The 12,599-nt window shown below is 53.4% G+C and carries 11 protein-coding genes; 10 read left to right on the top strand and 1 reads right to left on the bottom strand.

What is annotated here, in order from left to right:
- Positions 1 to 58: 58 nt before the first annotated feature.
- The 10 genes from ACOBQJ_RS15385 to ACOBQJ_RS15340 all read left to right on the top strand — a co-directional run bounded on the left by ACOBQJ_RS15385 (position 59) and on the right by ACOBQJ_RS15340 (position 12,207).
- Positions 59 to 295, top strand: a complete 237-nt coding sequence (locus ACOBQJ_RS15385) for a sigma factor-like helix-turn-helix DNA-binding protein (RefSeq protein ID WP_421072656.1) — start codon at positions 59 to 61, stop codon at positions 293 to 295.
- On the top strand, positions 292 to 714 hold the full coding sequence (locus ACOBQJ_RS15380; protein WP_421072655.1) for an FtsB family cell division protein: 423 nt from the start codon (positions 292 to 294) through the stop codon (positions 712 to 714). The genes ACOBQJ_RS15385 and ACOBQJ_RS15380 overlap by 4 nt, the downstream gene beginning before the upstream one ends.
- Positions 715 to 815: 101 nt before the next feature.
- Complete coding sequence (locus tag ACOBQJ_RS15375; RefSeq protein ID WP_421072654.1) at positions 816 to 1,199, top strand: S1 RNA-binding domain-containing protein; 384 nt, start codon at positions 816 to 818, stop codon at positions 1,197 to 1,199.
- A 59-nt stretch (positions 1,200 to 1,258) separates the two neighbouring features.
- Positions 1,259 to 2,146: a Ppx/GppA family phosphatase gene (locus ACOBQJ_RS15370; protein ID WP_421072695.1), complete on the top strand. Its 888-nt coding sequence runs from the start codon at positions 1,259 to 1,261 to the stop codon at positions 2,144 to 2,146.
- Positions 2,147 to 2,225: 79 nt separating this feature from the next.
- Positions 2,226 to 4,691, top strand: a complete 2,466-nt coding sequence (gene spoIIE / locus ACOBQJ_RS15365; RefSeq protein WP_421072653.1) for a stage II sporulation protein E — start codon at positions 2,226 to 2,228, stop codon at positions 4,689 to 4,691.
- Positions 4,692 to 5,084: 393 nt separating this feature from the next.
- Positions 5,085 to 6,350 (top strand): MFS transporter, encoded by a 1,266-nt coding sequence (locus ACOBQJ_RS15360; RefSeq protein ID WP_421072652.1) that lies wholly within the window; start codon positions 5,085 to 5,087, stop codon positions 6,348 to 6,350.
- Between the two features lie 121 nt (positions 6,351 to 6,471).
- Complete coding sequence (gene tilS / locus ACOBQJ_RS15355) at positions 6,472 to 7,899, top strand: tRNA lysidine(34) synthetase TilS (RefSeq protein WP_421072651.1); 1,428 nt, start codon at positions 6,472 to 6,474, stop codon at positions 7,897 to 7,899.
- Between the two features lie 55 nt (positions 7,900 to 7,954).
- Entirely contained in the window at positions 7,955 to 9,784 is a 1,830-nt protein-coding gene (gene ftsH / locus ACOBQJ_RS15350) for an ATP-dependent zinc metalloprotease FtsH (protein WP_421072650.1), read from the top strand.
- 62 nt (positions 9,785 to 9,846) lie between these two features.
- On the top strand, positions 9,847 to 10,296 hold the full coding sequence (gene ndk, locus ACOBQJ_RS15345) for a nucleoside-diphosphate kinase (RefSeq protein WP_421072649.1): 450 nt from the start codon (positions 9,847 to 9,849) through the stop codon (positions 10,294 to 10,296).
- Positions 10,297 to 10,446: 150 nt separating this feature from the next.
- Positions 10,447 to 12,207, top strand: coding sequence for a formate--tetrahydrofolate ligase (locus tag ACOBQJ_RS15340; RefSeq protein WP_421072648.1), 1,761 nt, complete (start codon positions 10,447 to 10,449; stop codon positions 12,205 to 12,207).
- Between the two features lie 24 nt (positions 12,208 to 12,231).
- Here the strand turns inward: ACOBQJ_RS15340 and ACOBQJ_RS15335 are convergent, their stop codons facing one another.
- Positions 12,232 to 12,444: a hypothetical protein gene (locus ACOBQJ_RS15335; RefSeq protein ID WP_421072647.1), complete on the bottom strand. Its 213-nt coding sequence runs from the start codon at positions 12,442 to 12,444 to the stop codon at positions 12,232 to 12,234.
- Positions 12,445 to 12,599 lie beyond the last annotated feature (155 nt).

Genomic DNA, 12,599 nt, shown 5'->3' with positions numbered 1-12,599 from the left:
TAATTACTTTGTACACATTTTGTAGTGTGCTTGTAATTAAAGGCAGGAGCCGGCGGTTATGAAAATTGAAATAAGGGGCGTCGAAAGGCTGAGTTTCCGCGAGCGGCAGGTAGTTTCATTGAAAGAAATGGGCTACTCGACGGACAAGATTGCCAAACAGCTGAATCTAAGCCCCAGTACCGTATCAACTTTATATAACCGGGCCAGGACCAAAGGCTACGAGGTCGTTATCATTATACCGGGTCAGAACCTGGCCCTCTTTGGCATCGATGAGGAAGAGGAGGATAAAGCATGAGCCAGCCGCTGAGGAAAGAAGACATATTTTATTCCCGCCGGGAAGAAGAGACGGAAATCCCCCGGCCAAGGGCCAGGGCCAAAAAATCATTCAACATCTCCAGAAGCAGGCTCCCGGCCGTGGTGCTGTCCCTTCTTTTGGTATACCTTGTTATATCGTTTTGCTCCCAGTTCAGCAAGCTTTACGTTATGCAGAGAGATGTGCATAACATACAGCTGCAAGTGCAGGAAATGCAGCAGAAAAACGCCGCCCTGCGTGAAGAGCTGCGCCTGGCGCAAAGCGACGCTTACATAGAAAAGACTGCCAGGGAGAAAATCGGCCTGATCAAACCGGGTGAAACCAGGATCGTTACCGTTGCTGAGGGAACCAAGCTCCAGGAGGTTGAAGCCCCTTCCGAAGAAAATATAATAGCTGACTAAAGTTAAACAGTGATAAGCCAGATGTTTCTTGACACTATCCAGTCGGTTCGCATATAATTACACTAGGTTTTTGAAGTTCTTAAGGAGGAATTTTGTCAGTTATGCCGATTGAGCTGGGGAGCGTCTTGGACGGCATAGTTACCGGAATTACGAATTTCGGTGCATTTATTGAGCTGCCCGGCGGAGAGACTGGTCTGGTCCATATTTCAGAAATTGCCGAGGTATATGTCAAGGACGTAAATGATTTTCTAAAAGCAAACGATAAAGTCACGGTAAAGGTGATTTCGGTAGATCCGAAGGGCAAGATAGGGCTTTCGATGAAGCAGGCAAATCCTTCGGCTCGTGCTCCGAAGAAAAAGTTTCAGCCCTCCTTTGAAGAGAGACTGGCCAAGTTCATGAAAGAGAGCGAGGAGCGCCAGCAGGTCTTGAAGAGAAACACGGAATCAAAAAGGGGCGGGCGCGGCTCCGGCAAAAAAACGGAATAAAAATATGCGAGGCAATTCTCACGCGGAATTGCTTTTATTATTTTAAGGGGTGATGTTTTATAATAAAGCGGGTTGCTTCTATTGATATAGGGACAAATTCAACCAGGCTCCTGGTAGCCGAATATAACGGCAGTAGATTAAACAGAATTGAGACCGGCCTGGCCACCACCCGCCTCGGCAAGGGTATGGCCGGCGGGAAGCTGCTGCCTGAAACTATGCTGGCTGCCGCTGACGCGGTTGGACTTTTTTATCAAAAAGCAGTAAACCTGGGGGCGGAAGCGGTGGTGGCCGCGGCCACCAGCGCCGTGCGTGACGCTTCCAACCGGGAGAATTTTCTGGGGCTGGTTAAGAAAAGGACTGGTTTGGCGGTAAGGGTGCTCAGCGGTGAGGAGGAAGCTGCCCTGAGCTACCGGGGAGTGCTTTCCGGCCTGCAAGTCGATCCATGCTCCACCCTGGTCATTGATATCGGCGGCGGCAGCACGGAATTCATCTGGATGTGTGGCGGCCGGCTTAACCTTACCAGTGTAAAAGCCGGGGCGGTACGGCTCACAGCTGCCGGCGCGGACGAGGCTGAGACATATAATATCCTGCGGACCCCCCTTGAGGAAGTCAAGAGCTGTTTACCGGAATGCCTGGTGGGGGTGGGGGGGACAATCACGACCCTGGCCGCCATGGACCAGGAGCTTGCGCTTTACGACCCGGAACGGGTGCACGGTTATCGCCTGAGCGTACAGAGCGTGGGCAGGATCCTGAAAATGCTGCAGGGTATGACTGTTGAGGAACGAAAAAAAGTGCCGGGGCTCCAGCCTGAAAGGGCTGATATAATTGTGGCGGGAGTAAATATTGTCAGGATAATCATGGAAAACCTCGGCCTTTCCCCGATGCTTGTCAGCGAATGCGACATTCTTTACGGTTTAGCGTTGGAAGAGGTCGGAATAAATAATTAATAAGGTACCAAAGATGACAAAAATTTCCACCCGCTTATACTATAATAATATTGTAGAAATAGTATAAGCGGGTGATTTTTTGTTTGAGAGTCCGGATATTTATCCATACCACCGCGTGCCGGAGGGCAAAAAGAAACACCGGCGCTGGGCCGGTATAAACAATGCCAAAAAGCGTCTCCCCCAGGTAAGAGAAAAGGCGGTGGAGATCTTTACCGCTGAAGCGATGGCTCTTGCCTGCGTGGGTTTTTTCCTGGGCCGGGCGGTTTTGCTGGGCGAGCTGTCGCCCTTTGGGACGGCCCTGGTGGCAGCCGCGGTCAGGGCCTGCGGCCGCGGGGGGGTCCTGGCGATACCGGCCGTAATCCTGGGTCTTGTTACCGTAAGCCGGGGCATACCCCTGGCCGGATCGGTCATTTCCGTACTCTGTCTCTGGTTTTTAGTCAGGTCGATCCCCCCGGATGTAAAAAGGCCGTGGCTGGTACTGCCGTCATTGGTGCTGGCCGTGATTGTGGTGGTAAAAACATCATTGATAACGTTTAACTCGCCCTCTTCCTACGGTTATTTCAGCATCCTGTTTGAAGCTGTATTCGCCGCGGTACTGGCCCCGGTTATGGTACACGGTATTGAAGCTGTTAAACGGAAGCCCGACAGTTCGCGCCCCTTGTCCGGGGAAGAAATATTTTGCATCCTGCTGATTTTCGGAGGTATTATTGCCGGGACTGGTGATCTCAGTTATGAAACGGTAACTTTAAAGGGGACCCTGAGCAAGTTTACCATATTGATGGTGGCGGTTATCGGCGGCGCCGGCTCCGGCGCGGCCGCCGGCGCTGTCATGGGGACTGTCCCGGGCCTGGCTTATGTAAATGGGCCGGTCATGGTAGGCGCCTATTCATTTGCCGGTTTGCTGGCAGGTGTTTGCAAGAATTTCGGCAAAGCGGGAGTGGCCACGGGATTTCTCCTGGGCAATATTATTCTTACCGTATTTATCAACGATTACGAAAATATGGTTGCCATGCTGCTGGAAACCGGTATCGCCACGCTGCTTTTTTTACTGGTGCCCATGTTTTTCATAACTGATCTGAAATCCACCCTGGGCTTGGCGGCGGAAAAGCCCGAGAGCCACCCGGAAGAAGGTTATTACAAGGAAATTTTTAAGGAGCGGATATCGGGCTGGGCGAGGGTATTCAACGAGCTTTCAAGGACTTTTGAACAGGTATCGTCTACCGCCGGCCAGAACTGGGAAGAACAAAACCTACAAAAACTGTTGAACCTGGTGAGCGAAAAGGTATGCAGCAGCTGTTCATTCTACCGCACCTGCTGGGAAAGGGAGTTTTACAAGACTTACCAGGGCCTGATTGATCTCCTGGCCCAGGTGGAACTGTTTGGACAGGTCTCGCCTGACAACCTGCCGGAGGAGATCAAGAGGCGCTGCTCCCGGACCAAAGAGCTGGCCATCACCGTAAGCTGCCTCTATGAAACTTACAACCTGAACCGCTACTGGTCTCACCGCCTGATGGAAAGCAGGCAGGTCGTTTCTGAACAGCTCAGGGGCATCTCCGAAGTTATTGACGGCCTGCCGGCGGAACTCGAGTTTGAGGTTGAGGCAGGGGGATTGGAGCCCGCCCTGCGCAGAAAACTGAAAGAGGCGGGAGTGCAGGTGGACAGCCTGTCAATACACCGCCAGGACGGCAAAGGGATCGAGGTGTCCCTTGCGCTGCAGTCATGCGGCGGGGGGATGAACTGCAAGGACATAATAATGCCGCTGCTGTCAAGGGCGCTGGAACAGCCGCTTTACTCCGCCGCTTCCATTTGCACCGCCAGGGGAGGGGAGGTTTCCTGCCACCTGAGGTTTTATCCGGACCTCAATTACCGGCTTACATTGGGGGTGGCGGGAATTGGCAGGAACGGGAGCATTGTATCCGGAGACAGTTACGCTTTTTTCCACCTCAAGGGCGGTCGTTTTGCCCTGGCGCTGAGCGATGGGATGGGCAGCGGCCCGCGGGCGGCCCTGGAAAGCGGCACGACTTTATTGTTGTTGCGGCATCTTCTTGAATGCGGTTTCGGGCAGGACCTGGCTATAAAGACGATTAACTCAATCCTGGTTTTACGCTCGCCCGGCGAGAGTTTTGCCACGGTGGACATGGCTGTGATCAACCTGTGCAGCGGGCAGGCTGATTTTGTAAAAATCGGGGCTGTCTCAACATTTTTTGTCCACGGCGGGCAGGTTGAGCTGATTAAAGCAAGCTCCCTGCCGGTAGGTATTATAGATGATATAGAAGTGGCCACCATAGGCAGGATTTTAGAGCCGGACGACCTGCTGGTAATGGTAACCGACGGGGTTTTGGACTCCTATAAGGGAACCGGCGACCGGGAAGAATGGCTGGCCGGGATACTGTCGGACGTTAATGATATGCAGCCGCAGGAGATAGCGGACCTCTTTTTGAAGCTGGCCCAGACCGGGGCCGGAGGAGTTGCCAGGGCTCCGGACGATATGACCGTCCTGGTGGCCAGGGTGGAAAAGCAGAGATACCTAAAATATAAAAATTAGCACGCGGGGCCATTCCTCTTTGTTTGTAGGGCGGGTTTTAACCCGCCATTCCAACCGGGGACATTCCTCGCATGCAGGAATGCCTGTGAGAAAGGGGTGTCCCCATTCCGCTGAACGGCTGAAGCCACCTGCAACGTGGTGCGTCCCCTTTCCACTGACATTGTATGTTTTATTTGTATGCATCTCACCTCTCATTCCATGGTCACACGTCTTAATGGCTGCCAAAGCTGTAAATAATACAGCTCTCATGTTTCAGTTTTTCCCGCGTCTCATCTCCCACCTCATATGTCTCACCGGGTGGGTCCTTTCTTTTTTTAACACCTGTAATCCATGGCGTTTTTATGATATTAATAAAGAAGCAGAAAAAACAACAGAATACTAAAGGTGTTATTAATGGCACTTCCAAATACAAATATTATACGGGCCCTTTCCAGCAGGAATTACCGCTTTTTTTTCACCGGCCAGGGCATCTCGTTAATTGGGACCTGGATGCAGTCGATAGCCATGAGCTGGCTGGTTTACCGCCTCACCGGCTCCACGCTTCTTCTGGGCGTGGTCGGATTTGCCGGTCAAATTCCGAGTTTTGTCTTCGCCCCTATTGCCGGCGTCCTGGCGGACCGGTGGAACCGCCGCCATATCCTGATTGGGACCCAGGCCCTCGCAATGATCCAGGCCTTTATTACAGCCGGGCTGACCCTTACCGGCGTGATAACCGTCTGGCATCTTATTGTTTTAAGTATCTTCCTCGGCCTGGTGAACTCTTTTGACATACCGGCCCGCCAGTCCCTGGTGGTCTTAATGGTGGAAAAAAAAGAGGACCTGCCCAACGCCATTGCCTTGAACTCGTTCCTTTTTAACGGCGCCCGCCTGGTTGGCCCCACCATCGCCGGCATACTGATCGCGCTGCTGGGTGAAGGCATGTGTTTTTTAATTAACGCTGTCAGTTATATAGCTGTGATTATAGCCCTGCTGGCGATGAAAATAAATATCGGAAAGAGGGAGGAGCAGGGTTCAAACATCTTCCGGCAGTTAAAGGAAGGGATCAGCTACGCTTATAATTCCGGGTCGATCCGGACGATCTTGTTCCTGTCTGCGACTTTCAGTATCGTCGGCATGCCCTATACCGTGCTGATACCTGTGATAGCCAGGGATGTTTTATACGGCGGGGCGGATACATATGGATTTCTAATAACAGCCTCAGGCATAGGAGCTGTGATCGGCGCCCTTTACCTTGCTGTCCGCAAAAGCGTGGAAGGGCTGGGCAACCTGCTGCCGGTAGCTTTGGGTGTTTTCGGCCTGGGTCTGGCAGCGCTTTCGCAATCCCGTGTTTTTTGGATATCCCTGCCGCTGATGCTGCTGACAGGCTTTGGCATGATGATCCAAATGGCATCCAACAATACCATTTTGCAGACCATTGTGGATGACGATAAACGAGGCCGGGTGATGAGCCTTTACACCATGTCGTTTCTCGGCATGGCGCCTTTCGGCAGCCTGCTGGCGGGGGCGCTGGCCAGCCGCATCGGCGCGCCCGGCACCATCATGTGGGGCGGCATCAGCTGCCTGCTGGCAGCCGTTTTGTTCGCTGGAAAAGTATCAATAATAAAAGGTGAAATCATCCGGCAAACCGGTAAAACTACATATAAGACCGGCTCATTATAAAAAAAGACAAAGTTTATTGGAGACCGCAGGTAATTTTGCCAGTAGATTAAAGAAATACAGCAGGAAAAGCTTACGGCAGTGTGGAATAACGAGGTGTTATTCATGGGAAAGGTAAACATAGATGGACCTGCTCCAGAAGGTTAGCGATTATATATCACGGCACCGGATGGTGGAGCGCGGCGATAAGGTTTTGGTAGCTGTGTCCGGCGGACCGGATTCGACAGCTCTCCTGCATATCTTGTATCAATTAAAGGATGACCTGGGTATATCCCTGCATGTGGCGCATTTAAACCACATGTTTCGAGGGGAAGAGTCGGAAAAGGACGCTTTTTTTGTTGCCGAGACCGCGCAGCGTTATGGCCTGCCTGCCACGGTGGAATCTGTCGATGTGCCGTCATACCGGGCCCGGCGCCGCCTGTCCAACCAGGTGGCGGCCCGGGAAGTCCGCTTCAAATTTTTGCTTGAGTGCGCGGGCCGGGTGGGAGCGTCCAGAATTGCCCTCGCCCACCAGGCGGACGACCAGGCCGAGACGATCCTGTTTAATTTTTTAAGGGGAACGGGCACGGGAGGACTGAAAGGGATCCTGCCGGTGCGCGACGGAATTTATATCAGGCCCCTTTTAAACGTGCGGCGCTCCGAGATCGAAAGTTATTGCAGCGAGATGGACCTGGCTTTCCGCCATGACTCTTCCAATTTAAAGCCCGTTTATACCAGGAACAGGATCAGGTTAAACCTGGTACCGCTGCTGGAAAAGGAATACAACCCGGAACTTGTCCCGGCTTTAATGAGGCTTGGCGAAATATGCCGGGAAGAAGACAGCTATCTTGATCACCTGGCGGAAAAAGCTCTTCAGGAAGCGCTTCTGAAATCAGACACCGGGCTTGTCTCACTAAGCCTGGACCGTCTTGTTGAGTCACCGCTGGCAGTCAGGCGCAGGGTTTTGCGCCGGGCCTGGCAGGTTGTGTCCGGCGGCGCGGGGCATTTAGATTTTCAGCATGCCGAAGCGGCGCTCGATTTGGTCAGCAGCGGCGCCACCGGCGCACAGGCGGTCATGCCCGGCAATGTGTTTGCCGTCAGGACCTATACGGCCCTTGAGCTGAAGCGCGCTCCGCTGAAAAAGGCCCTGCCCGGCTACATATATGAGCTGCGGGTGCCGGGTGCGACCTATATACCGGAGATCGGCGCCACTGTTTGCGCTGAGTTATCCTCCGGAGAGAGTGAGCGCAATCCGCGCAGCCTGCCGGGGAGCGAGGCTTTGCTGGACTTTGATAAATTGCCGCCCGTAGTATATGTGAGGCGCCGCCTGGCAGGCGATGTTTTTCATCCCTACGGCCAAGTTTCAGAGATAAAGCTGAAGGACTTCCTGATTAAGCAGAAAATACCGCGTGAAGAAAGGGAACGCCTGCCCCTGGTATGCACACCGAAGGAAATAATCTGGGTAGGCGGTATCAGGACAGGTGAGAAGTGGAAAGTTAGCGACAGCACCAGAAAAATGCTGCATCTTAAACTAATTCCGGGAGATTTGGCTTTTGATTGTAACAGGTACTGAAATATGTTAAAATGTTTGTTATGGGTTATTGCATTTATTTAGGAGGAATGGTTTAGTGAACAAGGTAATAAAGAACCTTAGCATATATTTGCTGATCGTTCTGGTTATTATCGCCTTGCTTAAATATACGACGCCCACGAGAACTCTCCCTGAACCGGTCAATTACAGCAAGTTTTATGAAGATGTGAACCAGGGACAGGTTAAATCCATTACCATCCAGTCAGACGGCCAGACCAATTCCATAACAGGTGAGAAAGTCGACGGTGCAAAGTTTGAAACCAAGGGTCCCGCTGAAGACACCGCGCTGTACGAACTTCTGAGAGACAAGAAAGTGGAGTGGAGCAGTGAGCCGCCTCCCCAGCCCGGATGGTGGACCGGTCTCCTGACAACCCTGCTGCCTATACTACTTTTTGTAATCCTGTTCTTTTTCCTGATGCAGCAGACCCAGGGCGGCGGCAACCGGGTCATGTCGTTCGGCAAGAGCCGGGCCCGGCTGCACAGCGATGAAAAGAAGAAGGTTACATTCGCCGATGTGGCGGGTGCTGATGAAGTTAAAGAAGAGCTGGAGGAAATAGTTGAATTCCTGAAAAACCCGAAAAAGTTTCAGGAATTGGGCGCCAAGATACCCAGGGGCGTGCTTCTCTTCGGCGCGCCCGGCACAGGCAAAACGCTGTTGGCCAGGGCGGTGGCAGGCGAGGCGGGGGTGCCCTTTTTCAGCATCAGCGGCTCTGATTTTGTTGAAATGTTTGTCGGTGTGGGAGCTTCCAGGGTCCGCGACCTCTTTGACCAGGCCAAGAAAAACGCTCCCTGCATAGTTTTTGTGGATGAAATTGACGCGGTGGGCCGTCAGCGCGGCGCCGGTCTTGGCGGCGGCCATGACGAGCGTGAGCAGACGCTCAACCAGCTCCTGGTGGAAATGGACGGCTTTGCGCCCAACGAGGGAATAATTATCCTGGCGGCCACCAACCGCCCGGATATCCTGGACCCGGCCCTGCTGCGGCCGGGGCGTTTTGACCGCCAGGTGGTGGTCGACTCGCCGGATGTCAACGGCCGGAAAGAAATCCTTAAAGTGCACATGCGCGGCAAGCCCGTGGAAGAAGGCGTAAGCCTCGAAGTCCTGGCCCGCCGGACACCTGGTTTCACCGGGGCCGACCTGGCCAACCTGACCAATGAAGCGGCGCTTTTAGCCGCGCGGCAGAACCGCAAGAAAATAACCATGGCGGACCTGGAAAATTCTATTGAGCGGGTAATAGCCGGGCCGGAGAAGAAGTCAAAAGTAATAAGCGAGAAGGAAAAATGGCTGGTCTGCTATCACGAAAGCGGCCACGCGGTAGTCGGGTTTTTACTGCCGAACACGGACCCAGTGCACAAGGTCTCAATCATTCCAAGAGGCCGGGCAGGCGGCTACACCCTGCTGCTTCCCAAGGAAGACCGTTATTACGCCACCAAGTCCCAACTGCTTGACCAGGTGACCATGCTCCTGGCCGGCAGGGTCTCCGAGGACCTGGTGTTGAAAGAAATCAGCACCGGGGCTCAAAACGACCTGGAGCGTTCCACCGACCTGGTCAGAAAGATGGTCATGGAATTCGGTATGAGCGACCTGGGGCCGATGACTTACGGGCGGAAGACCGACACTCCTTTCCTCGGCAGGGACCTCTCGAGGGACCGGAATTACAGCGAGGAAGTGGCAAACGCCATTGACGTAGAGGTGCGGCAGACCATAGACCGCTCTTACAAACTGGCCAAAGAACTTCTGGAAAAACATATCGAGACGCTTCACCTGGTGGCAAAGACGCTGTTTGACAAAGAGACAATTGAAGCGGCCGAGTTTGCCGAACTGATGAAGCAGGCGGGTGAAGGAGAGCGGACCAACGGGATAATATAGTTTATAAACCCGCAGCCTTTAGCTGCGGGTTTTTTTGAAAAATAAATCTATGGAGGTTTATAATGGAACGTACATACCTTATGGTTAAGCCTGACGGCGTGCAGCGCGGTCTGGCCGGTGAAATCATAGCGAGGTTTGAAAAGAAGGGTTTTAAAATCGCAGCCCTGAAGATGCTCCGGATCAGCCGGGAACTAGCCGAAAAGCACTACGGCGAACATGTGGGCAAACCTTTTTTTGAAGGCTTGGTCGGTTTCATTACCAGCGGCCCGGTTGTGGCCATGGTAATCGAGGGCAAGGATGCCGTCAGCGCGGCGCGGGAAATGATGGGGGCGACCAACCCCCTGAAAGCTGCGCCGGGCACTATCAGGGGCAGCTATGGCATAGATATAGGCCGGAATGTCATCCACGGTTCCGATTCCAGGGAAAGCGCCCAGAGGGAAATAGCCCTGTTCTTCAAGGAAGAAGAACTGCTGGATTACAGCCGGGAAATCGACTGCTGGATTTACGAGTAAAAAGTTAAAAGCGTGTCAAGGGGACGGTTCTCTTGACACGTTTTGTTAATTCTAGCGTGTCAAGGGGACGGTTCTCTTGACACGTTTTTAACAAAGTGAATAGGCAAAATTTTTTTAAACACAAAGGTAGAAATGAGAGGAGATAGTTGTATGCCTTACGATCCTACCAGGATGAAGGACTTTGAAATTGCAGAGGCGGCGGTAAAAAACATGCCGTCCCCGGCTGACTGGCAGGAAAGGCTTGGTCTGGAAAAAGACGAAGTAATACCCTACGGCAGGATCTGCAAGCTGGACAGCATGAAGATCATTAAGCGGCTTTCAAACCGGCCGGACGGTAAGTATATAAACGTCACAGCGATAACCCCTACCCCGCTTGGTGAGGGGAAAACAACGACCGCTATCGGCCTGGTGGAGGGGTTAAGCAAAAGGGGCCGCAGCGTGAGCGCCGCGATCCGCCAGCCTTCAGGCGGACCCACCATGAATATCAAGGGTTCGGCGGCCGGTGGCGGTAATGCCCTGGTTATCCCCATGACCGAGATCTCCCTGGGGCTTACCGGGGATATAAACGACATCATGAACGCCCATAACCTGGCTATGGTAGCGCTGAACGCCAGGATGCAGCACGAAAGGAACTATGATGACGGGGAACTGGCCAAACGCAATTTAAGACGCCTGGATGTCGACCCGGACCAGGTTGAGATGGGCTGGATCATCGACTTCTGCGCCCAGGGCCTGCGTAAAATTATTATGGGCATCGGCGGCAAAATGGACGGCTTCCAAATGGAATCCAGGTTCGGCATTGCGGCCAGCTCCGAACTGATGGCGATCCTGTCAGTTACCAGGGACCTGAAAGACCTCAGGGAGAGGATCGGCAATATCATTGTCGCCTATGACAAAAAGGGCCGGCCGGTAACCGCCTCGGACCTGGAGGTGGCCGGGGCCATGACTGCTTATATGAGGAATACGATCAACCCGACCCTGGTCAGCACTGTGGAGTACCAGCCTGTGTTCATGCACGCGGGTCCTTTCGCCAATATCGCTATCGGCCAGTCTTCAGTGATAGCTGACCGCATCGGCATAAAGATGTCTGACTACCATATCACAGAAAGCGGTTTTGCCGCTGATATCGGCTTTGAAAAATTCTGGAACGTCAAGTGCCGGATAAGCGGGTTAGTCCCGAGTGTTTCTGTAATCACCGCCACCATCAGGGCGCTGAAGATGCACGGCGGCGGGCCGAACGTGGTTCCGGGCCGTCCCCTGCCGGACGAATACACCAGGGAAGACCTGGGCCTCCTCGAAAAAGGCATCCCCAACCTGCTGCACCATATTGAAATTGTTAAAAAAGCCGGGGTGAAACCGGTTGTCTGCATAAACGCGTTTTACACCGACACCAGGGAAGAGGTGTCCGCCGTCCGCCGCCTGGTGGAGCAGGCCGGCGCCCGCTGCGCCTTGTCAGAGCACTGGATGAAAGGCGGGGAGGGCGCCCTGGAACTGGCGGACGCCGTTGTTGACGCCTGCAATGATAAGGATGATTTTAAATACCTATACCCGCTGGAAATGCCGCTCAGGCAGAGGGTCGAGGTTATCGCCAGAGAGGTTTACGGCGCGGACGGGGTAGCCTGGAGCGCTGAAGCCGAGGCAAAGGCCAGGCGTTTCGAGTCAGAACCCGCTTATGCCGGCTTTGCTACGATGATGGCGAAAACCCACCTGAGCATTTCACATGACCCAAGCCTTAAAGGGGTCCCCAGGGGCTGGATACTCCCGATCCGCGACGTCCTGGTTTTCGGCGGCGCAAAATTCCTCGTCCCGATGGCCGGTGAGATCAAGCTTATGCCCGGAACCGGGTCTGACCCGGCCTACAGGCGAATTGACGTGGACACTGATACAGGCAATGTGAGGGGGCTTTTCTAAAAAAATGCGGCGTTTTACGCCGCATTACTTTTGGGTGAAGTTTCCCTTGGCCGGGCCAAGCTTTCCGGATATGCCCGGTTTATATCCTTTATCAGTGCCGTGCTTGTGTACGCTTTTCAGCTGCGCCTCCTGTGACTTTGCTTCGCGGGGTCTGGGGACGCCCGCCGGACGGTGGTTGTCTCCGGGCAGCTCAGGGCGCTTGAAACCGTCTTCAGTGATAGTCTCACGTTTTGGCATCGCTCCGGCCTCCTCTTTTATTCTCTAAAGTATTATTTTAGATTAATGCAAGTTTTATCCACATAAGCGGCCGGTTTGATTGATTTTCTAAGCCAGCCGCTTTATAATTTTGACAAGCTGTGCAGCGCGGCGGCATATTTATCCGGGGGGTAATG

Source organism: Pelotomaculum propionicicum, from assembly GCF_048984525.1.
GTDB lineage: Bacteria > Bacillota > Desulfotomaculia > Desulfotomaculales > Pelotomaculaceae > Syntrophopropionicum > Syntrophopropionicum propionicicum_A.
Note: the sequence above shows the minus strand (reverse complement) of the source record. Positions and strands in the feature narration are given on the sequence as shown.